This window comes from Citrobacter sp. Cm038 (assembly GCF_030333105.1).
Taxonomy (GTDB): Bacteria; Pseudomonadota; Gammaproteobacteria; order Enterobacterales; family Enterobacteriaceae; genus Citrobacter; species Citrobacter murliniae.
Window position 1 is genome coordinate 528,387 of the sequence record NZ_JAOWGO010000025.1, and the last position, 26,507, is coordinate 554,893.

Annotated in this window: 25 protein-coding genes and 4 pseudogenes; 23 read left to right on the forward strand and 6 right to left on the reverse strand. The window is 43.6% G+C overall.

Annotated elements, in window-relative coordinates:
* Positions 1 to 25: 25 nt before the first annotated feature.
* Positions 26 to 649 carry a 23S rRNA pseudouridine(2457) synthase RluE gene (rluE, locus tag OGY01_RS21965; RefSeq protein WP_286493701.1) on the reverse strand — a complete coding sequence of 208 codons (624 nt, stop codon included), beginning with the start codon at positions 647 to 649 and terminating at the stop codon, positions 26 to 28.
* 201 nt (positions 650 to 850) lie between these two features.
* Here rluE and icd point away from each other — a divergent pair, with 201 nt between their 5' ends.
* Both icd and OGY01_RS21975 read left to right on the forward strand, forming a co-directional pair.
* Positions 851 to 2,101, forward strand: coding sequence for an NADP-dependent isocitrate dehydrogenase (gene icd / locus OGY01_RS21970; protein WP_198904455.1), 1,251 nt, complete (start codon positions 851 to 853; stop codon positions 2,099 to 2,101).
* A 258-nt stretch (positions 2,102 to 2,359) separates the two neighbouring features.
* A complete protein-coding gene (locus OGY01_RS21975; protein ID WP_286493702.1) occupies positions 2,360 to 3,322 on the forward strand; it encodes a hypothetical protein in 963 nt (320 codons plus the stop codon).
* Between the two features lie 46 nt (positions 3,323 to 3,368).
* On the opposite strand, the pseudogene OGY01_RS21980 reads toward OGY01_RS21975, so the two are convergent.
* Positions 3,369 to 4,160, reverse strand: a pseudogene (locus OGY01_RS21980) (tyrosine-type recombinase/integrase); the annotation flags it as partial.
* Positions 4,161 to 4,691: 531 nt separating this feature from the next.
* Between OGY01_RS21980 and OGY01_RS21985 the strand changes: the two are divergent.
* From OGY01_RS21985 to OGY01_RS21995, 3 genes and pseudogenes are all read left to right on the forward strand, one after another.
* Complete coding sequence (locus OGY01_RS21985; protein WP_286493703.1) at positions 4,692 to 5,240, forward strand: hypothetical protein; 549 nt, start codon at positions 4,692 to 4,694, stop codon at positions 5,238 to 5,240.
* Positions 5,219 to 5,854, forward strand: coding sequence for a transglycosylase domain-containing protein (locus tag OGY01_RS21990; protein WP_286493704.1), 636 nt, complete (start codon positions 5,219 to 5,221; stop codon positions 5,852 to 5,854). The genes OGY01_RS21985 and OGY01_RS21990 overlap by 22 nt, the downstream gene beginning before the upstream one ends.
* 550 nt (positions 5,855 to 6,404) lie before the next feature.
* Positions 6,405 to 6,578: pseudogene (locus OGY01_RS21995) on the forward strand (isocitrate/isopropylmalate family dehydrogenase); the annotation flags it as partial.
* A 309-nt stretch (positions 6,579 to 6,887) separates the two neighbouring features.
* Here OGY01_RS21995 and OGY01_RS22000 read toward each other — a convergent pair.
* Positions 6,888 to 7,775, reverse strand: coding sequence for a LysR family transcriptional regulator (locus OGY01_RS22000; RefSeq protein ID WP_045441863.1), 888 nt, complete (start codon positions 7,773 to 7,775; stop codon positions 6,888 to 6,890).
* 98 nt (positions 7,776 to 7,873) lie between these two features.
* Between OGY01_RS22000 and OGY01_RS22005 the strand changes: the two genes are divergently transcribed.
* Both OGY01_RS22005 and OGY01_RS23815 read left to right on the forward strand, forming a co-directional pair.
* Complete coding sequence (locus tag OGY01_RS22005; RefSeq protein ID WP_156184445.1) at positions 7,874 to 8,854, forward strand: Rossmann-fold NAD(P)-binding domain-containing protein; 981 nt, start codon at positions 7,874 to 7,876, stop codon at positions 8,852 to 8,854.
* Positions 8,855 to 9,258: 404 nt separating this feature from the next.
* A pseudogene (locus OGY01_RS23815) lies at positions 9,259 to 9,414 on the forward strand (NADP-dependent isocitrate dehydrogenase); the annotation flags it as partial.
* A gap of 332 nt (positions 9,415 to 9,746) precedes the next feature.
* On the opposite strand, the gene OGY01_RS22015 reads toward OGY01_RS23815, so the two are convergent.
* Positions 9,747 to 11,045 carry an anaerobic C4-dicarboxylate transporter gene (locus tag OGY01_RS22015; protein ID WP_286493705.1) on the reverse strand — a complete coding sequence of 433 codons (1,299 nt, stop codon included), beginning with the start codon at positions 11,043 to 11,045 and terminating at the stop codon, positions 9,747 to 9,749.
* A gap of 107 nt (positions 11,046 to 11,152) precedes the next feature.
* The gene (locus OGY01_RS22020; RefSeq protein ID WP_045441875.1) at positions 11,153 to 12,583 is read right to left on the reverse strand and encodes an aspartate ammonia-lyase; all 1,431 of its coding nucleotides are present in this window, start codon (positions 12,581 to 12,583) and stop codon (positions 11,153 to 11,155) included.
* Between the two features lie 136 nt (positions 12,584 to 12,719).
* Here OGY01_RS22020 and OGY01_RS22025 point away from each other — a divergent pair, with 136 nt between their 5' ends.
* The 10 genes and pseudogenes from OGY01_RS22025 (at position 12,720) to OGY01_RS22065 (ending at position 18,524) form a co-directional block, all read left to right on the forward strand.
* On the forward strand, positions 12,720 to 13,661 hold the full coding sequence (locus tag OGY01_RS22025; RefSeq protein WP_045441878.1) for a LysR family transcriptional regulator: 942 nt from the start codon (positions 12,720 to 12,722) through the stop codon (positions 13,659 to 13,661).
* Between the two features lie 313 nt (positions 13,662 to 13,974).
* Positions 13,975 to 14,691, forward strand: a complete 717-nt coding sequence (locus OGY01_RS22030) for a YebC/PmpR family DNA-binding transcriptional regulator (RefSeq protein ID WP_045441888.1) — start codon at positions 13,975 to 13,977, stop codon at positions 14,689 to 14,691.
* Positions 14,692 to 14,824: 133 nt separating this feature from the next.
* Positions 14,825 to 14,938 (forward strand): annotated as a pseudogene (locus OGY01_RS23820) (hypothetical protein); the annotation flags it as partial.
* A gap of 728 nt (positions 14,939 to 15,666) precedes the next feature.
* A complete protein-coding gene (locus OGY01_RS22035) occupies positions 15,667 to 16,047 on the forward strand; it encodes a hypothetical protein (protein ID WP_045441890.1) in 381 nt (126 codons plus the stop codon).
* 24 nt (positions 16,048 to 16,071) lie between these two features.
* Positions 16,072 to 16,326 (forward strand): membrane lipoprotein lipid attachment site-containing protein, encoded by a 255-nt coding sequence (locus OGY01_RS22040; protein WP_045441892.1) that lies wholly within the window; start codon positions 16,072 to 16,074, stop codon positions 16,324 to 16,326.
* 494 nt (positions 16,327 to 16,820) lie between these two features.
* Positions 16,821 to 17,033: a transcription antiterminator/RNA stability regulator CspE gene (gene cspE / locus OGY01_RS22045; protein ID WP_045441895.1), complete on the forward strand. Its 213-nt coding sequence runs from the start codon at positions 16,821 to 16,823 to the stop codon at positions 17,031 to 17,033.
* A 10-nt stretch (positions 17,034 to 17,043) separates the two neighbouring features.
* Entirely contained in the window at positions 17,044 to 17,232 is a 189-nt protein-coding gene (ymcF, locus tag OGY01_RS22050; RefSeq protein WP_071829076.1) for a cold shock small protein YmcF, read from the forward strand.
* Between the two features lie 77 nt (positions 17,233 to 17,309).
* Entirely contained in the window at positions 17,310 to 17,537 is a 228-nt protein-coding gene (locus tag OGY01_RS22055; RefSeq protein WP_045441897.1) for a hypothetical protein, read from the forward strand.
* 332 nt (positions 17,538 to 17,869) lie between these two features.
* Positions 17,870 to 18,043 carry a GnsA/GnsB family addiction module toxin gene (locus OGY01_RS22060; RefSeq protein ID WP_045441900.1) on the forward strand — a complete coding sequence of 58 codons (174 nt, stop codon included), beginning with the start codon at positions 17,870 to 17,872 and terminating at the stop codon, positions 18,041 to 18,043.
* 178 nt (positions 18,044 to 18,221) lie between these two features.
* Positions 18,222 to 18,524: a putative quinol monooxygenase gene (locus tag OGY01_RS22065; protein WP_045441902.1), complete on the forward strand. Its 303-nt coding sequence runs from the start codon at positions 18,222 to 18,224 to the stop codon at positions 18,522 to 18,524.
* A gap of 88 nt (positions 18,525 to 18,612) precedes the next feature.
* Here OGY01_RS22065 and OGY01_RS22070 read toward each other — a convergent pair whose 3' ends face one another.
* Complete coding sequence (locus tag OGY01_RS22070; RefSeq protein WP_048221626.1) at positions 18,613 to 20,700, reverse strand: TonB-dependent receptor; 2,088 nt, start codon at positions 20,698 to 20,700, stop codon at positions 18,613 to 18,615.
* 434 nt (positions 20,701 to 21,134) lie between these two features.
* On the opposite strand from OGY01_RS22070, the gene OGY01_RS22075 reads away from it, so the two are divergent.
* The 6 genes from OGY01_RS22075 to OGY01_RS22100 are packed head-to-tail and all read left to right on the forward strand — an operon-like array spanning position 21,135 to position 26,443.
* Positions 21,135 to 22,721, forward strand: coding sequence for an ABC transporter substrate-binding protein (locus tag OGY01_RS22075; protein ID WP_286493706.1), 1,587 nt, complete (start codon positions 21,135 to 21,137; stop codon positions 22,719 to 22,721).
* On the forward strand, positions 22,721 to 23,695 hold the full coding sequence (locus OGY01_RS22080) for an ABC transporter permease (RefSeq protein ID WP_286493708.1): 975 nt from the start codon (positions 22,721 to 22,723) through the stop codon (positions 23,693 to 23,695). The genes OGY01_RS22075 and OGY01_RS22080 overlap by 1 nt, the downstream gene beginning before the upstream one ends.
* Positions 23,685 to 24,497, forward strand: coding sequence for an ABC transporter permease (locus OGY01_RS22085; RefSeq protein WP_286493710.1), 813 nt, complete (start codon positions 23,685 to 23,687; stop codon positions 24,495 to 24,497). The genes OGY01_RS22080 and OGY01_RS22085 overlap by 11 nt, the downstream gene beginning before the upstream one ends.
* Complete coding sequence (locus OGY01_RS22090; RefSeq protein ID WP_200011552.1) at positions 24,491 to 25,285, forward strand: ATP-binding cassette domain-containing protein; 795 nt, start codon at positions 24,491 to 24,493, stop codon at positions 25,283 to 25,285. Before OGY01_RS22085 ends, OGY01_RS22090 begins: the two co-directional genes overlap by 7 nt.
* Complete coding sequence (locus OGY01_RS22095) at positions 25,269 to 25,874, forward strand: ATP-binding cassette domain-containing protein (protein ID WP_200011563.1); 606 nt, start codon at positions 25,269 to 25,271, stop codon at positions 25,872 to 25,874. The genes OGY01_RS22090 and OGY01_RS22095 overlap by 17 nt, the downstream gene beginning before the upstream one ends.
* A 59-nt stretch (positions 25,875 to 25,933) precedes the next feature.
* On the forward strand, positions 25,934 to 26,443 hold the full coding sequence (locus OGY01_RS22100; protein WP_404842361.1) for a phospholipase D family nuclease: 510 nt from the start codon (positions 25,934 to 25,936) through the stop codon (positions 26,441 to 26,443).
* The last annotated feature ends 64 nt before the right edge of the window (positions 26,444 to 26,507 follow it).

A 26,507-nucleotide genomic window follows, 5' to 3' on the forward strand; every position in this document is an offset into this window, starting at 1 on the left:
TTAATGGTTGCATTAAGAGACGATGCTATGGCTGCACTTCCCGCCATTCACCGTTAGCAAGGCTTTCCAGGGTGTAGTTGCCCATCGCATAACGGATCAGACGCAGCGTGGGGAAACCAACGTGCGCCGTCATACGCCTCACCTGGCGGTTACGACCTTCATACAAAGTGACTTTCAACCAACTGGTGGGAATATTTTTTCGCTCGCGTATAGGCGGATTTCTTGGCCACAACCACTCTGGTTCTTCAACAATCTCAATGCCCGCAGGTAGCGTTGGACCATCGTTGAGCGTCACACCATTACGCAGGGCCTCCAGGGCTTCCGGTGTTGGTTCACCTTCTACCTGGACGTAATAGATTTTTCCGGTGCGCTTGCCCGGTTGTGTCAGACGGGCCTGTAGTGCTCCATCATTAGTTAGCACTAAAAGTCCTTCGCTGTCCCGATCTAAACGGCCAGCGGCATAGACACCCTGTACAGGAATAAAATCTTTTAACGTTCTTCGGCCCGCTTCGTCAGTAAATTGCGGCAAAACATCGTAGGGTTTATTGAACAAAACCACGCGTTTTGGCTGGTTTTCTTTACGCTGTTTAGTGACTTGTCGTGAGCTGAATCGCTCAACCCGGTGATTTCTAAAAGAAGTTTTTTGCATGGTATTTTCAGATTATATCAATTGCCGCATTATAGCCTAAGAACGAGTGTCTTTCATGGCGGCGAACAATAGGGTAGTATTGACACGCTCATTACAAATCATTAACAAAAGTTGCTCTAACGCATCCGTGTAGCAGGACGCAAACGCACATGCAGCGTGATGACAGACGAGCAGAACCAGAAGCGCTCGAAGGAGAGGTGAATGGAAAGCAAAGTAGTTGTTCCGGCGGAAGGTAAGAAGATCACCCTGCAAAACGGCAAACTCAACGTTCCTGAAAATCCGATTATCCCGTTCATTGAAGGCGACGGTATCGGCGTTGATGTAACCCCACCGATGATTAAAGTAGTCGATGCTGCTGTCGAGAAAGCCTATAAAGGCGAGCGTAAAATCTCGTGGATGGAAATCTACACCGGCGAGAAATCCACCCAGGTCTACGGCCAGGATGTTTGGCTGCCTGCTGAAACCCTTGATCTGATTCGTGACTACCGTGTTGCCATCAAAGGCCCACTGACTACGCCAGTTGGCGGCGGTATTCGCTCTCTGAACGTAGCACTGCGCCAGGAACTTGACCTGTACGTTTGCCTGCGCCCGGTACGTTACTACCAGGGCACCCCAAGCCCAGTTAAGCATCCTGAACTGACCGATATGGTCATTTTCCGTGAAAACTCTGAAGACATCTACGCAGGTATCGAGTGGAAAGCTGACTCGGCTGATGCTGAGAAAGTGATTAAATTCCTGCGCGAAGAGATGGGCGTGAAGAAAATTCGCTTCCCGGAACATTGCGGCATTGGTATCAAGCCGTGTTCTGAAGAAGGAACCAAACGTCTGGTTCGTGCAGCGATTGAATACGCCATCGCAAACGACCGTGATTCTGTTACCCTGGTACACAAAGGTAACATTATGAAGTTCACCGAAGGCGCGTTCAAAGACTGGGGTTACCAGTTAGCGCGTGAAGAGTTCGGTGGTGAACTGATCGACGGTGGCCCGTGGGTTAAAATTAAGAACCCGAAAACTGGTAAAGAGATCGTGGTTAAGGACGTTATCGCAGATGCGTTCCTGCAACAGATCCTGCTGCGTCCGGCTGAGTATGACGTTATCGCCTGTATGAACCTGAATGGTGACTATATCTCCGATGCACTGGCTGCACAGGTTGGTGGTATCGGTATCGCTCCGGGTGCAAACATCGGTGACGAATGCGCACTGTTCGAAGCAACCCATGGTACCGCTCCGAAGTATGCAGGCCAGGATAAAGTGAACCCAGGTTCAATCATCCTGTCTGCTGAAATGATGCTGCGCCACATGGGTTGGGTTGAAGCGGCTGACCTGATTGTTAAAGGTATGGAAGGCGCGATTAACGCCAAGACCGTAACCTATGACTTCGAACGTCTGATGGACGGCGCTAAGCTGCTGAAATGTTCAGAGTTTGGTGACGCGATCATCGAAAACATGTAATCCAGATTCTGGGTTCTATGAGAACGGGAGCCGATTGGTTCCCGTTTTTTTGTGCCTGCAACACTGTTTCCCCAAAACTCTCCCCAAAACGTTTCCCCAAAATTCCTGCAAATAGATGTCATTTTAGATTTGCTTAAAGACGTACATGATTTTTCTGAATAATATTATTGAAATTAATGAAAATAAAAGCATAATACAGCTTATATAGTATATTTAATTATTTGAATTTAATAATATTAAAAACAATTAGGGGGGTAAATGTCAAAAGCAATTTTAAGCTATCCTTATTCTGGTGCGTTGCAAGAGTTTTTTGCGAAAGAATTGACTCATAAAGATTATGGGAAAAACCACACTTATTATAAAACGTTATGGGGGAATAGGAATGATGAAATAACAAAAATCTCTTTGACATTATTCACTATTTATGACGAAATTATTTTTTCCCCAGTAGATAATCCACTTCCTGATTTTACATCCTCAATATCTAACAATGAGTATTATAATAAAGATTTCGGTTTGAGAATGCCTATGAGCATAGATTTTTTGGGAGAGTCTACTTATTTAAGTGACGATTATTTTAATTGGGTGATGACTGATGGCGCTATTAAAAGGCTTTTGTCAAAAGTTCCAGGTTTTGCCAAAAGAATAATAATACAGCAAGCGGTTTGTGATATCGAATTGTCTATGCTTCATGGGGCTGAAGTTATTTCATCTAGTGGCAGGCGAGCTTTAATGAGAAGGTTGTGTAATTTAGATAGCCAATTTAAAAATGTAGAACCTATGATTTTAGAACCATCATTGTTGAATTCGGCAAATGTTGATTTTATTCTTCCTGATTTTGAAATTAATACGATTGATTTTCTTAATGATATAAAAAATGATAAAAACACTCGATTGTACGGTAAAAGCGTTGCCAAGCTTTTGCGTGACAAGAATAGTAGTGTATATGATTATGCAATATTAGCTCAAGAAAGTAACTTAAAAAACTCAAGGAATGAGAGTGTTAATTCTTATATGCAAACACTTGGTAAAATATGTTCTTTGTTCAGTTTGATTCCAGGTGTGAACTATGGGTTTGGCGTTGCATCTGTAATGTTAGGGGAAAGCCAAAAATTAACTAATCTTTCGAATAGCAATTGGATTGAATTTAAACCTAATTTATCAAAAGTCAAAACCCGCTGGGACTTGGCTAAATTATGTGAAAAAAGAACAAGTCAATAAGACATCCTCCATTGTCTTATAAAAATATAACTGGCAATACTGCCAGTTATGAACTTGCAGTTAGAGTAACAATTATCCAATCCTTGCCTCTGTCATCATTGTACTTGTCTGTCATTTTTCTTGATTTGTGTCCCAACAGTTTCTGTGTATCAATTCCTTGTTCTCTGTATATTCTTTCTGACAATGATCGCTGTTCATGAAAGGTGGGGGCGGTTCCTGTTTCCCACTCAATGCCGCATTTGTCTCTGGCTTTCTTAAATGTTGTAGTCAGGCTATTTGATGAAACGCCATCACCTCTGGTTGCTTGCGAGGTAGTATGGTGATAGTGAACAAGATATTTGCTCACTACAGCATCACGACATTTTGAGATCACCTCACGTAGAGTTAATCCCAGAATTTCACATTTTAGATTAAGTGGTAATGCCAGCCGAGATCCTGTCTTTTCTTGCTCTATATGTAGCATATCATCCCATACGTCGGAGAATTTCATTTTGCAAATATCTCCCAATCTCTGGTCGGTGACTAACGCCAGTAACATCCCACATTGTAAATAAGGCTGCTGATTTTCGGCTGCTTCGTAGATTTTGGTCCATTCATCAAATGACAGTCTCTGCCTGGTAACTTTATATCTGGGCTGCTTGCTGGCTATTGCTGGGTTATATCCAGGTGGAACGTGACCTGAATGTTGAGCTTCTTTGAAAACATCGATCAACACCATACGAACGACCTGAGCCATTCTGTTATGCCCTTCGGCCTTTATCGCATCAGTTATCTCCGCAATGTCCAGCGTTGAAATATCCTTGAGGTGTTGCATTCCGCAATGCTCCCTGAATAATCTTGTAAGTATCCCTGCAAAACGAACCATTCACTTTTATAGAGCTTCCGACAGACTGCTTTTGTGCTTGCGAGGCTAACTTCCGATCCTCGCTCACAGCGGACCTTCATCTTCGTTAACTCGTCCGCTCCGTGCCAGAAGCGGACAGTGCTGGCATAACTATAAATCTCTCAACGCGGAGCAAGTCAGTAAGTTGGTAATAGGAGTGAGTTGTCAAAAGTTGTCTCCTGCTACCATCGTCATCGGAGATTCTTAAGTGTGCGCACTATAAGTCACAGTTGCTTCAATCTATAACTTATAGGATTAAAAGTTTGATCTTACACAAGTACCTTTGTAGTATAAGTATCTTTTATCTGATTTATTAAGATAAAATTTGGATTTTTATTCTATAGATAGGGTTTTATTCCCTATGGGATAAGAATGTATTCATAACATGATGCCCATAAATTCCAGCGAGATAGTTTTTAATCGGCGAAGTTGCTTTTTTCTCAAAAATGTAACATCATATAAAAAACATACTGTCAAAAGAAATTTATGAATAAATTTACTGATTTTTTCAACATATTTTGGGAATGGCTTGAGCCATCTCTAACCTTTATTTCCACAAATCAAATCTTAAGTGGTGCTTTTGCTACTCTTATTGCGGCTGTATTGATTTTTATATTCAAAGAATATATTAAACCGCCACCAAATTTTTCGGGCGTCTTTGAACTTGAATGTAAAACACTAAAATCTGCGTATAATCCTTACTTGAATTTAAAAACGTTTTATACACTGACTTTAATATGTGACAACAATAATATTGAAGGGTTTATTGAGAAAACAAAAGACGTTGAAAACAATAATAATATAAGACCATACACTGGTAAGCATAGAAGTATTGGAGAGGTTCGAGGGGTGATTAAGAGAAATTACTTAAGGAAAAATCATGCCTCATTGAATATAAAAATGGAAGGTGAGTTAAGGAGTTATACCATTTTGCTGTATTTCCAAAAGGTGAATGCAGATGCTATGCATGGCAAATTTTGGTCCACCGCTGCAGATTCATCAGGAGACGTGAAATGGCAGCGAAGCGCTTTTTGATTACCTTACTGTCATTGCCATACTTGCTATTGGCAGAAATGGTTTTTAAATTCAGGGTTAAAAGTATTATGGAAGATTATTATAAATGTATTGATTATATAAGGCTTAGTTCGATAAGTGAAAGATCTATATCTTTATCTTTAATTGATATATTAAGAGTGGCTGAGGATCATCGGCAACTATTACACAGGGGAGTTGATCCAGTTGCTATTTTAAGAACTATATATCTGAGATTATTTAAAAACATTCATCAAGGCGCAAGTACTATAGACCAACAGTTTGTTAGAACAATAACTAAGAGATATGAGAAAACAGTTCGAAGAAAAATAAGAGAGCAAATATTAGCCATTCTTATCAGGAAAGCAACAACAGCAGATGCTATCTGCATAGCATATATATCCTGTTGCTACTTTGGCTATGGCACTTATGGGATAGCTAAACTTACCAAAGCTCATGCAAGCATTAGTGACTTTGACATAGCTGCACGGATTAAGTACCCATTCAGGAAAAACATTGATGACCTTACTGAAGGCAAATTTAATCGAAGGGCGCTATATCTTTCTCATCTATGTAAAGTAAACCCGGATAGGGCGTCGATTTTTTTACGAAAATAAATTAAAAATATCAGTCAATGAAAATTTTAAAAGTATGTATTTTTGAAATGTGTTGTGTATTTTCCATATGCTTCTGCTGATGCACGTTATTTTCCTATGATTTTAAAACTACTTGCAGTGGTTAGATTCTGTCTGGTTTGAACTAGGGGAAATTATAGAGATGCATTTGAAATTGTCATCTAAGATGAATGTTTATACAATTTTCATTTTTCAGTCATTTAATGATTATGTTTTGTTTCTATTATCTCCTGACCGACCGCCATCCACTGGAAGTGGCAGCTAAAAATTGCTTTTTTGACAGATATGTACATGTCCGGTTTTCGCTCAAATCGGACCTCAGTGGCAGTAACTGCTTTATCATCGAGGTTTGCCAGCAGCGGTAGCGTGTTGAATGTGCTGGCGTGAAAAACTTGGATTCTTGGTGAAAACTCTTCCCCAAAACTAAAATCAAAGCTCAGATAATCAACGAGTTGTAAAAGGTAGCTATTGGCTGTTTTTGAACATGGAAAACATGATAACTTCAGCTTTATCAGATGGTTGCTATGATTTTAGCAATGTAATGCTGCGCCACATGGGTTGGGTTGAAGCGGCTGACCTGATCGTTAAAGGTATGGAAGGCGCGATTAACGCCAAGACCGTAACTTACGATTTCGAACGTCTGATGGACGGCGCTAAGCTGCTGAAATGTTCAGAGTTTGGTGACGCGATCATCGAAAACATGTAATGCGGTAATTTGTTAAATTCATTAACGGGAGCGTAATGCTCCCGTTGTTTTTTGTTAGGCTGCTAACGGTTATCAAAATTTTATCAAAATAAGTTATCAAAACCCCCTGGTAGTTTGGGGGAGGTTGGTCGGTCAGATGGAAGTTCTATTGCCAGGTTCCCATTAGGCATTCCTAAGCTTTTTATTATTTCTGGTGGACGCCTGTTAATATTTAGGTCCGTTCTGTGCCAGGTGCGGACGTTAATGACATTCATATGTTCTATAAAACGAGGAGTACTTATTACGGGCATTCCCCTGACGTTGCAGGTATTAGTGATGATTTTTTATATACTCAACAAAAGCCTGAAATGCTGCGGAGGCATATTTTCGATTGGAATAATAAAGATAGAAGCCGGGAAGATCTGTCAGCCAATCCTCAAGTAATGAAACGAGTTTGCGACTGTGTATATGGGGTTCAGCCATTTCATACAACACGTAGCTGATACCAGCGCCATTCAGTGCGAGACTTAGTGCAACATCGAGGTCATTTACTTCAAGCATTCCCTTCACATTAATCTCAATGCGCTCGTTATCTCGACCAAATTGCCACTGATAGCTGCGCCCACCAGGATAGCGAAACTGGATACAGGAGTGATTCAGAAGATCCTGAGGCTGCTTTGGGCTGGTATGCGTTTGGAGGTATTCTGGGCTTGCCACAACGGCGTAACGAACAGGCTGACCAAGTGGGATAGAAATCATGTCTTTTTCGATGATATCACTCAGCCTCACTCCGGCGTCGTATTCACTACTCACAATATCAACCAGATTATCGTCCTGAATTATTTCCACTCTGACGTCGGGATAGTCTTTGTTAAACCCAGCAACCAAAGGGGCGAGTCGGTAACGCCCCCCCAGCCTGACCGCGTTAATGCGTAGCGTGCCTATGGGTGTGGCACGATAATCATTTATTGCTTCAATGGCATCCATCGCATGATTGAAAAGTGGGGAAAGCGATTCAAATAATTTATGCCCGGCATCCGTTAGAGATACGCTGCGAGTCGTGCGATTAAATAATCGTACCTTTAATCGTTCCTCGAGCTGGCGGATCGAATGACTCATTGCCGAAGATGTCACGCCTGCGGCTTCTGCTGCCAACCGGAAACTACGAAAAGTTGCTACTGCGATAAAGGGTTCAAAATCGGAAATTTTAACATTCATTGCTGATTTAAACTCACTAACTCATAAAAATTAATGAGCTTAATTAAAGTTTATTTGTGTTCTAAAGTCACCTCATCAGCAACGTTAAATGAGGAAATATGATGAATTTCAAACTGACACAGCAGATTTTTATTGCCGGCGGATATGGGATGATAGGCAGTAATCTGGCCACCCAGCTGCGGACGCGTTTTCCGGATGCGAAATTAATCCTGGCAGGCCGCTCGCCGCAAAATGGCGAAAAACTTGCGGCCCAGTTGGGAAACGCCATGACTGTTTGTCTTGATTTGATGAGCGGGGAGCTTCCGCCGCTTGTATCGACTTCACAGCTTATTATCAGCGCCGTACCCGATCCAAAACATACACTAGGTGAATACGCTATTCGCAACAATATTGCTTTTATTGATATTACGGTAGGGACTGCCGACGGCTATGCACCTCTACTGAACATGGCGCTGCTCCATCATGCGACTTCGCCGATCGTACCATTAGGTTACTATGAGGCGGGAATGTTTTTACCGCTGGTTGATAAACTTGCCAGCCAGTTTAATTCTGTTAAACGTGTACAGCTGACCGCAGTGCACGACCCAGAAGATCCTATAGGTAAAGTCACTGAAAAAGAGCTTAATCAGGCGATAGCTCCTGCATTTGTACGGGAAGATGGTATCTGGGGTTATACCGCTGAGCAGAGTAACATTTGTCTTATCAGTGGTGAATGTGTCGAGACTACGCCGTTTGGTATCCTGGATGTCAGCGCTATTGCGGCAATGACTCGTGCTGACAATATCAGGCTTGATGTCGCCGTGGGGACTTCAGAGGGTAAGAGAAATGCCACTCAAGCGTCGGTAGAACTGTATGTTGATATACAGGGTGTTAACGTGTCAGGCGCTTCAGAGTCCAAACGAATTATCGCTTCAGACCCACAAGGACAGGCGCATTTCACAGCCCTTGGCGTTACTATCGTCATCGAAGCGCTACTCAAAAGCCCATTGACCGGTTTTATGTTGCCAGAGCAAATAATGGATCAAGAGGCGGCCCTCACAGCGATGCAGGATGCAGGTGTCGTATTGATTACGGCCTAACCAGTTTTCGTACTCGTCATTTATGAGTTTTGATTCGTACAAAGACAAACTCATACCTACGGGGATTGATGCCAGTAAAAACACTTCAAGTAAGTCGTACTTACCAGAAGTAACTTATATCCCCCGATAGGACTTTATTCAACGTATGCTTCTCGCTCATAGCGGATCTATACGGCTGTATGGCTTTAGCATGGTAGGCATTGAGAGTTGCCATTAGCGGTAACCATTTTGAATGGTCGGGTGGTTGTATTTACCCAAAAACGGTTATCAAAACCCTAAAACATATATTGATCATCAGTGGGTTATGGGAGTCCCAATAGTCAGTGAGATATATGAGAATTGGTTAAATTATACTTTAATATCAGATTGTTGTGATTGAACGATCTAACTACTTCACCGACATATGGGTAGAAGTGGCTGACCTGATCGTTAAGGGTATGGAAGGCGCGATTAACGCGAAATCTATAACCTATAATTTCGAATGTCTGATGGACGGCAGCTAAGCTGCTGAAATGTTCGAGTTTGGTGACGGGATCATCGAAAAACATGTAATGCGATAATTTGTTAAATTTACTAACGGGAGCGTAACGCTCCCGTTGTTTTTGGTTAGGCTGCCAACGGTTATCAAAATAAGTTATCAAACCCCTGCAGTAGTTTGGGGGAGGTTGGATGGTCAGATGGTAGTTATACCGCCAGGTTTCAGTTAGATATACCTCAATTTTTTTTGCGGTTATTACTGGTGGATGTTCGTTAATATTCAGCTCCATTATTGCCTGGAGCGGACGTTGTTTTTGATAGTTTTGCAAGAAATGAATTGTCGTTTATCTGTGAATGACAACATATTTTGGGTTGTTTCTTACTATTTCCTATACTTACTTAGTAATGATATAAATTAAAGAATAACTTTTGCCAAAGCGAAACCTACTGGGACTGCAGTCAATATAGAAATACAGCCTGGCAAAAAGAATGGATGATTAATTATCTTAGATCCATTCCACCGATTACTTAAAAAAGATCCTGTATCATCAGTTGCAATTGCAAATGCAGTTGTTGGGTAAATATTAGTGAGATAAAGCGCGCTAACAGCGACGAAACTAGCTAATATTGCGTCAGCGCTAATGCCAATAGAAGCAGCAATGGGCATTAATAAAGCACATGTAGCACCCTGGCTGAACAACATTGCGCTGGTACAGAAAAAAACTACCGCCAGTAGTCCTGGATACATACGTAACATATCACTAGCTTGTATTTTTATCTCGTCGATATGGGCGCCAATAAGCGTGCTGCTTAACCATACAATACCTAACACCACAACCAGTGATTCAGCACCAGATTTAAATATAGGTGAGTTCTTCAGTTCTTTCATGTCTAGTTTACAGATAAAAATAATTAGCGTGGAAACTATAAACATGGTAATGATTATTAAATCACGGGAGTTAATTGTATGTCCGATAACCGATTTAAACATCAACATGCAAACAACAAATACAACACCTACCAGGAATATTACTACCGAGGATTTAGCACTGGCGGGGATTTTACAGCTGGTATGTTTATTTATAACGACTTTATTTTCCTGCATGATTTTTAGGCAAACGGGATCGTTAGCCAGACTTTCACCTTGTCTGCTGGCGATGAAAGCTGCGACCAACATAGCAAAAAAAGCGGTGGGAAAAACAATCAACATAGCATCACCAAAACTGACTCCCATTATCTCCACGGTGCCATACATAATTGCCGTGGCTGCAGAGATTGGTGAGGCTGTAATACCTAGCTGTGAAGCTACAACGGCAGAGCTTAATGGTTGGCTGGGTCTAATGCCGTTATCTTTTGCAACTTCCTGAATCACATTCATGACCGACATGGCGGTATACCCCGTACCGGAAAGTACAGTCAGGATAAAGGTCACTGTTGGCGCGAGAATATTTAGGTAACCTGGGTTATTGCGTAATAATTTCTCTGTCAGAGTTACTAAATAATCCATTCCACCAGCCTGTTGCATTGCAGAGAGCGCAACAATAGTAGACAGAATAATGAGCATGACGTCGACAGGTGGAGCACCAGCCGGAACATCAAAAATAAAAACTGAAATTGCTAATCCGATCCCGCCAGCAAACCCTACGCCAATTCCCCCCCAACGGGCGGCAAGCATGATAGTTCCCAGCAATAACACGATATGTAACATCACCATAAAATTGACCTGTTTTTATTTATAATTCTCGCAAAAAGGATGGTTAGGTAATGAATATAAATATTCATTACCTCCAGTTAAAACTGATTATTTATTTAATTGATAAACTACGAAATATTCATTTCTTTTTGATAGCGTTTAATCACTGCTGTACTTTTTTGTGGATCGGTCATATTCATTGGATCAAGCAAATAATCTGCCTGTACTGGCGTCAGCAGCTTTTCTGCTAACACGACCTGCTTTACACTGGTCCGTTGCTGAAACGCAGCCTTGGCAATTCGAGAGCCAACCTGATAGCCAAACAGTGTTGCGATAATGGTCGCAAGCGCTGTACTTTCCTCTGCATAACGAGCGCTCACTTCTTCATTGATCGCGATATCCTTCAGGCACTTGTCAATAAATAAAGGTATCCCTTTAGTCAATAACGAGCAGGATTCAAAGAGCGCTTTCAACAGCACCGGTTCCCACACGTTCAGATCAAGTTCACCACCCTCAACAGCCATCGTCACAGTTAGGTCATTGCCAATCACCTGATACGCAATTTGATTTATCAGTTCGGGCATTACAGGATTAATTTTGCCTGGCATAATTGAAGAGCCCGGTTGCACCGCAGGGACAATAATTTCATTAAAGCCAGCTCTTGGTCCTGAACCCTGAATACGAAAATCGGTAGCCATTTTGGAGAGAAACGCAGCTATTTTTTTAAGCTGTGCGGAAAATTCAATATAAAAGTCACCGTGCTGGAGACCATCAAAGAAATCTTCTTCCGGGGTATATTTATCACCAGTAATAATTTCCAGCCACTGATAAACTGCCGGGATATATCCTTCGTGAGTGGACAATCCCGTACCTATAGCTGTCGCTCCCAACGGTAAAAATAATGCTTCTTCTCTGACTTCCACCATTTTTGCTTTAAGTCTGCTTACCTGCGTGCGATAAGCGCCAAATTGCTGGCCAAACGTCATCGGCACTGCATCTTGTAAGCAGGTTCTCCCTAATTTCACCTTGTCAGCAAACAGGCAACTTTTTTCTGTTAACACTGCTTCCAGTTTTTCCAATTGGACTAACAATTGATCTATATTCATGCGGCTGGTCATTTTCATCGCCGCAGGGATGACGTCATTCGTTGACTGTCCCATATTAACGTGGGTATTCGGGTGAATCTCATCATAACCACGTTTGCCGGTTATTAGCTCATTAGCACGGTTTGCGACCACTTCATTCATGTTCATGTTGGTTGAAGTGCCGCCGCCTCCCTGAAAAACATCAATGGGGAAATGGGCATCAAAATCACCGGCCATTACCTCCTTCAATGCTGTAACGATGGCCGACGCTTTCTGCTGATCCAGCGCACCAATTTGTCTGTTCGCCTGTGCTGCCGCTTGCTTGATTGCGGCGATAGACCATAAAAAGTGTGGGATTTCTCCTGCTGTTTTGCCCGATACTGAGAAATTCAGCACCGCACGTTGTGTTTGAATACCGTAGTAAGCTTCATCTGGCACCATTAAAGTTCCTAATAAATCCTTCTCTTCACGCATTTCTGTTTCTCTTGTGTATTAAGGTGGCTATACCTTAATTTAGTGATGTGACAGATAGTTTGAAGTAGCTCAAAGAAAAAATACCATTTAAAAGTTAGATAGATACTATTAAAAAATGTAATGCTAAGGGATGGGGATGAAGGATATTAACTTCGATTTTAAGCAATTACAGGCATTTTTAGCCGTGATAGACACAGGCTCATTTACAGCTGCAGCCAGGAAACTCAACGTGACTCAGTCATCAATTTCGCAGCAGGTTGCAAACCTTGAGGTAGGATTAAATACTGCTCTGGTCAACCGTTCACAGCGACCAATCCAGATGACAATTGCCGGGCAAGCACTCTACCCGCTAGGAAAAAAAATTATTGATAACGGTGTTCACCTGCAAGAACATATCAATGCAATAAGCGACGGACATATTTCGAATCTGAAAATTGGTTTTGTGGATTCAATTAGTAAAACCGTTGGCCTGGATATCCTTAAGTTTCTGCAACCACAGGTGAAGCATATTTTTCAGGTGACAGGCACAGCATCTGGATTGCTCCAGGCGCTTAATAAGGGGGATATTAATCTGGCTGTAACCATGTTACATACTGAAATGCCGCCCAATGTTAGAATGTACCCGTTGATTGAGGAAGAGTTTCTATGTATTTGTCCCAAAACATGGCCGGAAACAGAGCTGGAAGAATTATGTAAGCAGCGGAACTACATTGCTTATACCCAAAATACGCCAACGGGAATCCAGACACTCAACTGGCTAAAATGGCAAAACTTTTCTCCTGCCATTCAGTTTGAAATGGACAATGCTGATGAGATTTTGAAACTGATAGCCTGTGGTTACGGGTGGACGTTAACTACACCGCTGTTTATTACCACTATTCCAGCTTTTTCTGACTCGCTAAAGATCATCCGGATCAAAAAACGTAAAGAGCGTCGCAAAATTGTTCTGTTGTGCAAAAATGACGAGTTTTCGGTTTTTTATAAAAATCTGGCATTTGAGATTCGTTCGATACTGGAAACGAAACTGGAGCAGGAGTTTTATAACCAGGTGGATTTGGATGCTAATTTGCCATCATAAATATGTATACGAACATAGCATCTCTCCGACACAGTAGGTGTTTTTGTCTGGATTATCACTTTTGTTTCTCTTGCCTTATGTATTATTGCTGCAGATCAATTATTAAGAAAAAACAAAAGAACCAGAAGGAAGTTCGGAAGTAGCTTATCTACAATATTAGCTATTGATAAAATCAAAGTAACATTTCGTAAAGTTTGGATGTTTTATTTCTCATAGACGAGTATTTACATATTATGATATAATATGACGGAAAAAAACTGGCAGGTTATTAACCTGCCAGTAATGTAAATAAATTGTCGAGGAGAGCATTCCAGTGGGACGTAAATGGGCCAATATTGTTGCTAAAAAAACGGCTAAAGACGGTGCAACGTCAAAAGTATATGCAAAGTTCGGTGTGGAAATCTATGCTGCTGCTAAACAAGGCGAACCAGATCCAGAATCAAACTCATCTTTAAAATTCGTTATTGAACGTGCAAAACAAGCACAAGTTCCAAAGCATGTTATTGATAAAGCCATTGATAAAGCCAAAGGTGGCGGAGATGAAACGTTCGTGCAAGGGCGTTATGAAGGCTTTGGGCCAAATGGTTCAATGATTATCGCTGAAACCTTGACATCAAATGTTAACCGTACGATTGCTAATGTCCGCACTATTTTCAATAAAAAAGGCGGGAATATCGGAGCGGCAGGTGCTGTCAGCTATATGTTTGACAATACTGGCGTGATTGTATTTGAAGGCACAGACCCTGACCATATTTTTGAAATTTTGCTTGATGCTGAAGTTGATGTTCGTGATGTAACCGAAGAAGAAGGAAACATCGTTATTTATACTGAACCTACAGATCTTCACAAAGGAATTGCAGCTCTAAAAGCAGCTGGAATTACTGAATTCTCAACAACAGAATTAGAAATGATTGCTCAATCAGAAGTTGAACTTTCACCAGAAGATTTAGAAATCTTTGCAGGACTTGTTGATGCCCTTGAAGATGACGATGATGTACAAAAAGTATACCATAACGTTGCAAATCTCTAATTATAAATTAAAGGAATCTGTCATTATGGCAGATTTTTTAATTTCATAAATTTGTATAAAAAACATATCTAGCCAGATATATTAATGATGACAAATAGATAAAAACTGCTATCTTCCAAAAGAAATTCCATTAATGGAAGACGCAATCAACGCCAAAACCGTAAGTTATGATTTCGAACGTCTGATGGGCGGTGCTAACCCGCTGGAATGTTCAGAGTTTGGCGACGTGATCATCGAAAACATGTAATCCAGATTCTGGGTTGTGGGAGAACGGGAACCGAACGGTTCCCGTTTTTTTGCCTGTCGATCCTTATCGTTTATGGCCTGCACGATGATAAGTTTATCAACATCCAACTTTTATATGTGAAATATTATTGAAATAACTTCGGTTACAATATTTTGTTATATATTGACTAATAAACTTATACATTTTTGCAACGTTCTGTGTCGGGCAATGTTTAGAGCAGGTGCTTTGCAAATGAATGTCTACATTATTTCATGCGCAATACTCGCAGTCAGAATAATCCCATTAAGGGGTGGGTTGTAAAAACTGTTTGCATATCTGATATGCATGGTGATATTTATTAATACAGCAAAGATGCATTTGGTTTGCGTGTTAATAGCATGTTTAAGATAAACTAAATGCCATGTTTTTGTCGTTAGTAATCTGCCGTCATGCAAATAAATGTCAACATTGATTCCATCGTGAGTCAGAAGTCTATATTTATTAAGATGTTAAATTCGACTTGTGAATGAAAGTAAAATATGCGGTTTATCATTGTGAAGTTGTTATTTTTTACGGAGTTAATGTCTATATTGCCAGAGTGTTTCAGGTTACTGAATGAAGAGCTTCCATTGAGAAAGGGCCGGGATTAAAGGGCGTCCAATATCAGATGAAATAGTTTGTGCTGACAGAAAACTTGAAGCATGTCGTGCGGGCTTTGATACCGCTGAAAATATTTAAGAGGTAATATTATGAAGAAGTTAATTGCTGTGGCTATTGTTGCTGTAATTCATACATCACCGGCTTTAGCTATTAATGCTCAATACCGCGCTCAGCTTGAGCGTTCCGGTTGTACTGAAATGAATGCAGGTACCACTTGTAATATTCACAAAACTGCAGAGCAGAATGAGCGAAATGCTCGTCGTCACGGAGGATATAATTCTCCGGATGTAATCCGCGCGCATTTAAATCAGATGGTTGTGGGATCCTTTCGTGGGGAAGCTGTTGATGTAATGGAGTCTGATGGGTGGACACGTATCTCTCAGGACGGTAGTAAATATCGTAAGGATGACCGTTATGCGACTCTGGTTTGGGGACAGGATGATGCTGTTGCATCGGTAGTTGTTCGCTAATTTATAATAAAAGAGACACAACACATGAAAAAGTTAATCACATTTATTGTATTCACAACTTTATTGTCTGGCTGTTCTGCGGACTTCGCACAACGTTATGCTGACGCAAAGCGTGACCAGGAGCGTAAGGAACATCACCATCATGAACATCAGAACGACGATTACACCAGTTCCGATGGATATCGCATGGTTACGAGACACGGAGTAACTCTTCCTGATTGCGAGGAACTGCCGGATGCGAGTCAGGCAGATAATGGTGGACGATGCTGGTATAAGTAAGACAGCCATTTTTATACTCAGAACCGCTATCTCGCAGATTCATCATTCTTTAAGATTTCAATCTCCGGTTTGTACAACCTGAGCCTCCTGCGCCATCGGAGAACCCTTGGCGCAAAATCCCCCCAGATAATGACGTTGATCGATGACAGCATTTTCTTTCTTTCACTAATAGGGCTTTAATATTTTGATATAAGATTATCAGCCAAATTTACTGTATGATTTGCAGTGGCTTACAATAAATTTCATCCTCTTTTTATTGGGAAACTTCACTTGTTCTTCTGTGTGTTGGAAGAAGTAATGAGTCAGGATGAAACTAAAGCTTGCGATGTTTGGTTAACCATGCGTTAATGGTTGTGCGGTTTGATACAAAATTATCTGAAGTAGTTATTGAAGTATTTCTCTTCACTTTCACCTCTTAAGAATCCTTTTGGTTTTTTCTGATAAATTTTTTTCGGACCATTCTGCCTAAGGGCTTACTCATAAAGGTAATAGTGATGTCTAATAAAATGACTGGTTTAGTTAAGTGGTTCAATCCTGAGAAAGGATTTGGATTCATTACTCCTAAAGACGGTAGTAAAGATGTGTTTGTCCATTTTTCTGCCATTCAGGGAACCGATTTTAAAACTCTGAATGAAAATCAGGAAGTCGAGTTTGGTGTGGAACAGGGACCCAAAGGCCCATCGGCAGTTAATGTCGTGACACTTTAAGGTAACTGTTATTACTAATCATATTCACTTCCGGTGTCCATGTTGTCATGGTTCTCAATACAGAACATCGACTTTCGATGTTACTGACAGAAATCCTTTCGGGGCAAAATGTATTTTTTGCAAATCTACAATGATTACATTTGATAATATTGCACTGTACATTCGTTCCGGCCAGGCTCCATTGGATTTCAGGAAATAATTATATTGGGCTCCTTTATGGGGCCTTTTTTTCAACCTGTTAAAAGGTGTTCCAGTCAGGAGCATCATGGTGCGGTTATGAAAAAAGTGATTGTTTTTTTTAACACAGAACCAGCGGTTACTGTGTCATTGATGGAAGGCATCACCACGATATTACGTGAGTATCCAAATGGTGAGAAAGCTCACCTAACCGTGATGTCAGCTGGCTTCCCTTCACTAACAGGAGATCATAAAGTGGTCTATGTTGCCTCTGATCGTGATGTTAGTTCTGATGAGATTCTTGAGGCTGCATCGAAGTTGTTGTAATGGCTGTCGGGCGTTTTTACTACCAAGTTGTATAAACTCTTCTGCTGTTGTTTCATCTATGAACAATTTTTGTCTAACTAATAGACAGTAACTCTGTGGTTATTGAATCTTCTTACTGAATAGTCTATAGATATCAACGGTTGCATATACTCGTCGTACTTCAGGTTGCATATATGCTGGCTGTGCTTGTCCATCCGGATCACTTACCGGAGTCAGGTCCCCGAGATCGTCTCGCTGGCTGTCTTCCTGCAACTCGATTTATTTAGAGTATAGTTATACTGAATCATACCTACTGGCGCGTTGATGCCGTTACAGACCAGAAGAGGTGCATAGTGAACGTCGAAGATTTGAAACGTAAAACTGAAACAGATATATCTGAATTTATCACAAAGAAAATAGCTGAGCTCAAAAAAAAGACAGGAAAAGAAGTTTCTGACATTCAGTTTATTGCTCGTGAGAAAATGACGGGTCTTGAAAGTTATGATATTAAGATTAAATTGATCTAGTTCCCCAAAGCAATTCAACATTATCAAAAGCATCATCATCCATAAGATGTGATGCTTTTTTGTCCATGAAAAACTGCAGTGAATTTTATCCTATCAGTTCAACCGCCAGGTCAGTCCATCTTGTTTAAAACGGTTCTTTCACACATAGTGTGTAGTCAGATTTAGCCTGGAGGTTCGAATGTTAAAAGTTATTGCCGAAGATTTCATAAAAGTTGAGTGTGTTGATATCGTTATCCCTCTGTATCATGAGTTGGTATCGGCAACGAAAAAAGAAACTCTCTGCATTTCTTATGATTTGTATATTGATGAAAAGGATCCGGGACACTTTATTTTTATCGAAGAATGGCCGGACCATGCAGCACTCGACGAACACTGTGCAAGTGAACATTTCAGAAGGCTTGTGCCATTAATTGATCAACATAAGCGGCAGGATGCTCGTTATATTCTTATGAATTACTTAGTGAGCGCAGATGGCTCGTAAATCTGATACGGTATTATGCTAAATTAACATTATTTTCCAGTTGAGTCCGGGCTATAAGTAATAGCCCGGGATGATAAATTGTCAAAAATTAGAACTGATAGTTCAATGAAACCCAGTAGTTACGGCCAGGTATCACATAGCCGGTCGTGGATTGCGCTGTCTGGAAGTAATCACCCGCGTAGGTACTATTGCGGCCTACCTGATACAGTGTGACGTCGCTAAAGTCTTTATCCAGTACGTTATTAACTGCCGTATTCAGCGTCAGTTCTTTGGTCAGTTTATAGGACAGTCCCATGTCCAGAACGGTCCAGGCTTTTAAATTAGCGCCTTTGTCGTCATATACTTTCTTTTGTACCGCGCTGAGATTGTCGTAATTCTCGGTAAAACGTGGGGCTTTACCGCGATAACGTGCGCTCAGCCAGGCATTCATATCTTCCGTAGCCTGCCAGTTCAAACGTGCGTTAGCCATATGTTTAGGTGTGTAGCTCAATGGCGCGCCTTTATTATCGCCATCTTTTTGTTTGCTCTGAGTGTAGGTGTAGTTGAGGGATAAACTCAGCACGTCCGACCAAAGAGGGAAGGTGCTGGCGAATTCAACACCATCAGTTCTTGCTTTGCCGCTGTTGGTGTAGCTATTGGTATAATCATCAATAGAGTACGAGACAATTTTATTCTTATATTCGGTATAGAAGCCGGTAATGTTAGCGTTCAGTCCCGTATCGTTTTCATAATACAGTCCGGTTTCATAGCTGGTGCTCTCTTCGGGCTTAAGGTCCGGGTTGCCGACCGTATTGACGGTTCCCTGGGCGGTAACACCACTGATACCATTGTGTAATTGGCTGAGTGACGGGGCTTTATATCCTGTCGTGACGCCGCCTTTCAACGTCCATTCTTCAGATACATCCCAGACCAGGTAGGCGCGAGGGCTGAGATGACCGCCAAAGACATCGTTATGTTCGTAGCGTGTCCCTGCGGTTAATGCCAGTGAGTCGAGAATGTGCCACTCATCTTCAGCGTAGGCAGCCCATGTTTTCTGGTGGAATGTTTCGCCAGTATTGGCCAAAACAACACCGTCTTTCATACGCGCATCCCAGTATTCTCCCCCGAGGGTTAAGAGGTGCGAATCACCTAATGGTGTCAGCAGCAGAGAGTCCAGAATGACGTTGGTATTTTTCAGTTCACGGGCATCACCGGCCCGGCCAGCATTTTCTGGTGTGAGCGCGGAAGAGACCAGTTGTCGGCCTTTATTCTCGGTTTCATTCCAGCCCAGGGATGACTTCCAGGTTCCGAATGTTAATGCGGTATCGTGGCCGAGGGTCACTTTGTTACGCTCATAGCGCAGCGTCTTGTCATAACCCCCGGTCAGGCTACCAAGCTGTCCGTCAACGTTATCGTAACGCTGTCTGGCTGAGTCGAGATCCATCCAGAGTGTATTGTTTTCGCTGGTTTTCCAGTCCAGTCGAGTACCGATATTGTAGTTTTCAGATTCAGTTGGGTAGGGCACACGTGTCGAAGATGTATCGCTCAGGGAAGTGATGCTTGAGCCTTGCCGTTGAGTCGTGCTGCCGCGAACCTGCATATCCAGGACGCCTGCGATTAAAGGACCGCTTGACCAAAAGTTGGCGACAGTGCTGTTACCCCATTTATTACTTTCTTGCAGGTTCACGCCGGTATTGATGGAAGTACTCCATTTATCGGTGCTTTTTTTGGTAATGATATTAACAACACCACCAATTGCGTCAGAGCCGTAAAGCGTAGACATGGGACCGCGGATCACTTCAATATGATCAATCGCCGCCAGTGGCGGCATAAAGCTGGTGTTCATGGCAGAGAAACCGTTTGGTGTAACGTCGCTGCTTCCGTTTTGACGAATACCGTCTATCAAAATCAGGGTATAGCTGGCGGGCATACCACGGATACTAATCTCCAGACCACCGGTTTTACCGGTACTGCTTTCAACATCTACCCCTTCAACTGAGCGCAGGGCTTCGCCTAAGTCATTATATTTATTGGTTTGTAATTCTTGCTGTGAAATAACGGAAACGCTGGCAGCAGCGTTGGTGATCTTTTTTTCGTAACCGGAAGCGGTCACGACCATAACGTCTTCTGCGAAGGCATTAGTACAGCTGAATCCAATACAGGACAGAACGACAGAAGCAACGGGCTTTAAACGCATAGTCAAACTTCCTTTGTTAAAAATTAGAAGGAAGTAAGATAAATGATGGTAATGATAATACAAATAATTATCATTATTAATTTACATAAATTGTCACTTCTGGTGTCTTTCTTGAATAAATATACATAAATTGTCATAAGTTCGAGTCAGAAAGGACGACAAAATCAGCCAGTAGTTATCTTTGTAATTATTGACATTCATTTAATATCGAATTGAATAAATCAGATGTTGTTAAAACATGCTTTCAGCAAAGAATGTCATGTCGCTTGCTGAATATTAGAAAGTCGTATGATGTTTTTTTAAAATCGTCATACTTTTCTGCGCTGTATCATTTTTTTCGTCGATACTGTCCGCCATAATCCTTTCCCCAGGAAGTCGCCCAACGACAGCGGGTTGTTGTGTGGCATAAAAAAACACAAAATCTGGATAAGATAATGATTAAAGGCAAGCTGGCGCTGCTTACGTGCGCATTGACTCTCGCATTTACCTCACCACTTATCGCTGCGCAAAAGGCGGTCGACGGTCAGACATTAAAGCTGGCTATTGGATCCGAACCAACGGAAGGGTTTGACCCGATGCTGGGCTGGAGCCACGGCAGTTATCTTCTTCTGCATGCACCACTATTAAAACAAAATGCAGATATGAGCTGGGGTAACCTGCTGGCAGAGAAAGTGGTGACCAGTGCCGATGGTAAAACCTGGACGTTAACGCTAAAACCTGATCTTAAATTCTCCGATGGTTCAGCGCTAACGGCTGAAGATGTGGTGTTTACCTATAACAAAGCAGCTCAAAGCGGTGGGAAAATTGACATGGGTAATTTCACCCATGCCCGGCTTCTCGACAGTCGCACGGTGGAAATTACGCTTCGTAGCCCGCAGAGTACCTTTGTCAACGTACTCGGTTCTTTAGGTATTGTGCCGGCAAAACTGTATGACGAAAAAACATTCGCCAAAAACCCGATTGGTGCAGGCCCGTATCGGCTGGTGAGTTTTCAGCCGGGGCAGCAACTGATCGTGGAGGCTAACCCCTGGTATGTTGGCAAGAAAAATGATTTTAATCGGCTGGTATTTGTTTTCCTGGATGAAGACAACGCTTACGCAGCCGCGCGTAGTGGTCAACTGGGCCTGGTACGTATAGCGCCATCGATGGCCGTAGCACCACAGCAGAAGGATCTCAAACTCTGGGTTCGCAACAGTGTAGAAAACCGGGGAATTGTGTTCCCAATGGTTCCGGCAGGTAAAAAAGATGCCAATGGCTATCCTGTCGGTAACGATATCACGGCCGATGTTGCTATCAGACGGGCCATTAACTACGCCATCAATCGGCAGCAATTAGCTGATCAGGTTATGGAAGGGCACGCTATCCCTGCTTTTAGCGCGGTTCAGGGGCTTCCATGGCAGAGCAAATCCGTCACTTTCAAAGATGGCGACAGTGAAAAAGCACGGACTATCCTGGAAGAGTCCGGCTGGAAAGTGGGTAAAGATGGTGTACGCGTGAAAGACGGCAAAGAAGCCCGTCTGACCTTATGGTATACGAGTGGCGACAGTACTCGTCGGGATCTCGCTGAAGCCGTTCGTTCAATGCTGGAACCTGTCGGTATTGCAGTATCCCTGCAATCAGGAAGTTGGGAAACCGTTGAGCGCAATATGCATGCTAACCCGACGCTATTTGGATGGGGGAACCTGGATCCGATGGAGCTTTTCCATCATTACAGCGGGCAGGCTGCGGGTGTGGAGTATTACAATCCCGGTTACTACAGTAACCCTGTGGTGGAGCAACATCTCAAACAGGCCATTGATGCCCCGGACTGGCAGCATGCGTTACCTTTCTGGCAACAGGTGGAGTGGGATGGGAAACACGGCGCTGGCGTACAGGGCGATGCTGCATGGGCATGGTTGCTAAATATTCAGCACACCTATCTGGCAAATCCGTGTATTGACTTAGGCTCTGGTGCTCCGGAAATTCACGGTAGCTGGTCACTACTCAATAATCTTGATGAATGGACCTGGACCTGCCGTTAATGAAGTTTGCTTTGGCGTATGTTCTTCGGTTGGCCGTTTTGTTGGTGCTGGTAGCTGCTGGCACCTTCATCTTACTCAGCTTTTCACCGGTCGATCCCATTCGTGCCTACATTGGCAACGATCTCCTGCACGTTCCACCCGAGCAATATGGGCGAATTGCTGCTCGCTGGGGGCTGGATCAGCCGCTGTGGGAGCGCTTTGGACACTGGTTTTTGCGCGTGCTACAGGGCGATCTCGGCTATTCCATGTTGTTTAATGCGCCGGTAGCCTGCGTGATCAAAGAGCGTTTTACGACGTCCTTTGCACTGCTTGGCGGGGCATGGTTGATGTCAGGTTTGCTGGGAACAGCAATGGGATTTGTCGCCGGACGTTTCCTGAACCGCTGGCCAGACCGAGCTATTTGCCGACTCAGTTATCTGCTTTCTTCCTTACCGACCTTTTGGATCGGCATGCTATTGCTGGCAGTATTCGCGGTGCACTGGCCTGTGTTGCCCGTCTGCTGCGCATGGGAGCCGGGCAATAATGGTGAAATGGCGACGTTTGCTGAACGTCTTCGTCATCTGGTGCTTCCCGTATGTGCCCTCAGCTTGCTGGGACTGGGGCAGATTACGCTCCACACGCGAGAAAGTATCGCCAGCGTGATGAAAAGTGAATTTGTCCGTTTTGCCCGTTCTCAGGGGGACAGAGGATGGTCGCTTTTACGCCACCAGGTACTGCGTCATGCCATTACGCCTGCGCTGTGCCTGCAATTTGCTTCGCTCGGCGAACTGTTTGGCGGCGCATTACTGGCTGAAAAAGTCTTTGCTTATCCCGGACTGGGTCAGGCTACGATTGATGCCGGATTACGTGGTGATGTGCCGTTGCTAATGGGGATCGTCTTGTTTAGTACCGTGCTGGTGTTCATCGGCAACTCCGTTTCAACCTGGCTTGTCCATTTTCTGAATCGTGCACTGGAGCGTCCTGATGCTCTATAACCCGACACCAACGTTAATTCGTCTTTTGCTGTCCGTAGGCTGTTTATTCTTTATTGCCGTGTATGGCTCAGTTTCGCTGGATAATCCAGTAAACGTCAATCTTCTTGCCCGGCACTTGCCTCCGGATGCGCTGCACTGGTTTGGTACGGATAATCTTGGGCGTGATTTATGGCTTCGATGTTTTCAGGGGGCGTTAACCAGCCTGCAAATTGGGATTGGCGCAGCGTTGTGCAGCGGTTTGATTGCCTTGTTGATGGCTGCCGTTTCGCGTTTGCATCCGCGTTTGGATGTTCTTATGCGGTTAATAACCGATGCTATGTTGTCGATGCCGCATCTGCTGTTGCTGATCCTGATTTGTTTTACGCTGGGCGGTGGAAAAAGCGGGGTGATTATGGCGGTTGCGCTAACCCACTGGCCGCGTCTGGCATTGATCCTGCGTGCTGAAGCGGAACGCGTTGCACATAGTGACTACCTGACACTGACCTGGCGGTTGGGACACGGTCATTTTTACTGTTGGCGCCATCACTATTTCCCGGCGTTATTGCCTCAATGGTTGACAGGCACGCTGCTGATGTTCCCTCATGCGGTGTTACATAGCGCGGCGCTGAGCTTCCTTGGGTTTGGGCTGGCACCGCATGAACCTTCACTGGGTTTGTTGCTGGCGGACGCCCTGCGGTTTATCAGTCATGGTAACTGGTGGTTGGTGTTGTTTCCGGGGCTAATGTTGTTCAGCCTGGTGATGTTATTTGACCAGTTCGCCAGGGCAGTGCATCGTTTGTGGCTAAGGGGTAATGCATGTTGAGTTTGAAGCAGGCCTCGCTGGAGGTGGCTCGTTATCGCTGGTACGGCGCGAGAAATTGGTCATCGCTGCTGCAAGATATCTCTTTTGATGTTGCCCCTGGTCAGATGGTGGCGTTAGTCGGAGGAAGCGGAGAAGGTAAGAGCCTGCTGTTACAATGCCTGCTTGATCTTTTGCCGGAAAACTTGCGCTTTCAGGGGACCATTACTTTGGATGGTAAGAAGCTGGAGCGCAATGACATCCGGGCGTTTCGCGGTAATACCTTCAGCTATGTGCCACAAGGTGTGCAGGCGCTTAATCCGCTGCTGACTGTTAAAAAACATCTGAAAAGGGTAAGTCAGCTCTCCGGTCAGGCATGGAAAACGGAGGAAATAGAGCATTTGCTCCAGCGTAGCGAACTTGAGTCAAGCGTGCTGGAAGCATTTCCGCGCCAGCTTTCCGGCGGGATGGCGAAACGTGTCCTGGCGTGTCACGCGTCGCTCAGTCAGGCTCGTTATATCCTTGCTGACGAAATTACCGCCTGGCTTGATGCCCCATTGGCGAATCAGTTGCTTGAGCAGTTGCGTGGTCTTTGCGAGCAAGGCCGTGGCGTTTTATGGGTGACACACGATCTTACGCTGGCAGCGCGACATGCCGACCGGATTGTCGCGCTGCATCAGGGGCGGGTATCGGATAACGTGAGCCGGAAACAGCTTCTGCGAGGTGATATTAGTGAACATTTGCAGCGACAATGGCAAGCATTACCTGAACAAAATCAACTTTTTGGAGAGCTGAATGCTGTGCTGTCGTGATGTTGTGATTCGCCAGGGAGGGAAAGTGCTGTGGCAAAACCTGAACTTCTCGCTTGTTGCCGGGGAACGCATGGGAATTTGCGCGCCCAGCGGGACTGGGAAAACAACGCTGGGACGCGTTCTCGCTGGCTGGCAAAAACCGACATCAGGCGAAGTACTGGTGGATGATTCACCGTTGCCAACTCATCAATATTGCCCGGTGCAACTTGTCCCACAACACCCTGAGCTAACTTTTAACCCCTGGCGAAGCACCGGTGATGCGGTACGAGATGCGTGGCAGCCAGATGCTGACATGCTTGCCCGTCTGCATATCAACCCTGAATGGCTAACCCGCCGGCCCAGGCAGCTTTCAGGCGGTGAACTGGCCCGTATTGCAATACTCCGTGCGCTCGATCCGCGTACGCGTTTTCTGATCGCAGATGAAATCACTGCCCAGCTCGATCCTTCCATTCAAAGAGATATATGGATGTTGCTCCTTGAGGAATGCCAGCGCCGCCCATTAGGTATGCTTGTGATCAGCCATCAGCAGGCATTGCTTGCTCAGATTTGCCCCCAGGCGTTACTCTGTCCGACATCCACCTTAATCTGAATTTGCCGTCGGGTTTGCTTCGGCGTTTCTTCTTCTCCCGGTAATACATGAAAGTGAGTATGAAACATATTGTTGCTGCTGCCATTTTATTTGGGTCAGTGATCCCGCAGGCTAATGCCTCGATACAGGTGGGTTTTTCTCCGGAAGGCTCTGCTCGGGCATTAGTACTGGATTCAATTAACCATGCAGAACACACCATCGATATGATGGCTTATTCCTTCCAGTCAGCAGACATTGTAAAGGCGCTGGTGAATGCGGAAAAACGAGGCGTAGTGGTGCGGGCCGTGGTTGATAAAAAACGCAACCAGGGCAAGGTCAGTCAGAAAGCTATCACTTTTGCCACTGCCAATGGGATTGATGTTCAACTGGACGGTCATTACCACATACAGCACGACAAAGTGATGATTATTGATGGCGATACGCTGGAGACCGGATCTTTCAATTTTGCCAAATCTGCAGAGTTTGAGAATTCTGAGAATGTTCTGGTTATCAGGGGAGAGCCTGCCGTTGTGGCACAGTATCAGGCCCATTTTGACAGCCGCTGGAAAATCGCCCACCAGCAAGGTTGAATTTATAACATCAGTGTTGATTATTTTGTGATGTTATATTATAACAATTCGCTCGCAAACATTT

Coding starts and splice junctions, on each gene's coding strand:
- rluE (WP_286493701.1), bottom strand. CDS start 649: ATGCAAAAAACTTCTTTTAGAAATCACCGGGTTGAGCGATTCAGCTCA.
- icd (WP_198904455.1), top strand. CDS start 851: ATGGAAAGCAAAGTAGTTGTTCCGGCGGAAGGTAAGAAGATCACCCTG.
- OGY01_RS21975 (WP_286493702.1), top strand. CDS start 2,360: ATGTCAAAAGCAATTTTAAGCTATCCTTATTCTGGTGCGTTGCAAGAG.
- OGY01_RS21985 (WP_286493703.1), top strand. CDS start 4,692: ATGAATAAATTTACTGATTTTTTCAACATATTTTGGGAATGGCTTGAG.
- OGY01_RS21990 (WP_286493704.1), top strand. CDS start 5,219: ATGGCAGCGAAGCGCTTTTTGATTACCTTACTGTCATTGCCATACTTG.
- OGY01_RS22000 (WP_045441863.1), bottom strand. CDS start 7,775: ATGAATGTTAAAATTTCCGATTTTGAACCCTTTATCGCAGTAGCAACT.
- OGY01_RS22005 (WP_156184445.1), top strand. CDS start 7,874: ATGATGAATTTCAAACTGACACAGCAGATTTTTATTGCCGGCGGATAT.
- OGY01_RS22015 (WP_286493705.1), bottom strand. CDS start 11,045: ATGGTGATGTTACATATCGTGTTATTGCTGGGAACTATCATGCTTGCC.
- OGY01_RS22020 (WP_045441875.1), bottom strand. CDS start 12,583: ATGCGTGAAGAGAAGGATTTATTAGGAACTTTAATGGTGCCAGATGAA.
- OGY01_RS22025 (WP_045441878.1), top strand. CDS start 12,720: ATGAAGGATATTAACTTCGATTTTAAGCAATTACAGGCATTTTTAGCC.
- OGY01_RS22035 (WP_045441890.1), top strand. CDS start 15,667: ATGAAGAAGTTAATTGCTGTGGCTATTGTTGCTGTAATTCATACATCA.
- OGY01_RS22040 (WP_045441892.1), top strand. CDS start 16,072: ATGAAAAAGTTAATCACATTTATTGTATTCACAACTTTATTGTCTGGC.
- cspE (WP_045441895.1), top strand. CDS start 16,821: ATGTCTAATAAAATGACTGGTTTAGTTAAGTGGTTCAATCCTGAGAAA.
- OGY01_RS22055 (WP_045441897.1), top strand. CDS start 17,310: ATGAAAAAAGTGATTGTTTTTTTTAACACAGAACCAGCGGTTACTGTG.
- OGY01_RS22065 (WP_045441902.1), top strand. CDS start 18,222: ATGTTAAAAGTTATTGCCGAAGATTTCATAAAAGTTGAGTGTGTTGAT.
- OGY01_RS22070 (WP_048221626.1), bottom strand. CDS start 20,700: ATGCGTTTAAAGCCCGTTGCTTCTGTCGTTCTGTCCTGTATTGGATTC.
- OGY01_RS22075 (WP_286493706.1), top strand. CDS start 21,135: ATGATTAAAGGCAAGCTGGCGCTGCTTACGTGCGCATTGACTCTCGCA.
- OGY01_RS22080 (WP_286493708.1), top strand. CDS start 22,721: ATGAAGTTTGCTTTGGCGTATGTTCTTCGGTTGGCCGTTTTGTTGGTG.
- OGY01_RS22085 (WP_286493710.1), top strand. CDS start 23,685: ATGCTCTATAACCCGACACCAACGTTAATTCGTCTTTTGCTGTCCGTA.
- OGY01_RS22090 (WP_200011552.1), top strand. CDS start 24,491: ATGTTGAGTTTGAAGCAGGCCTCGCTGGAGGTGGCTCGTTATCGCTGG.
- OGY01_RS22095 (WP_200011563.1), top strand. CDS start 25,269: ATGCTGTGCTGTCGTGATGTTGTGATTCGCCAGGGAGGGAAAGTGCTG.
- OGY01_RS22100 (WP_404842361.1), top strand. CDS start 25,934: ATGAAACATATTGTTGCTGCTGCCATTTTATTTGGGTCAGTGATCCCG.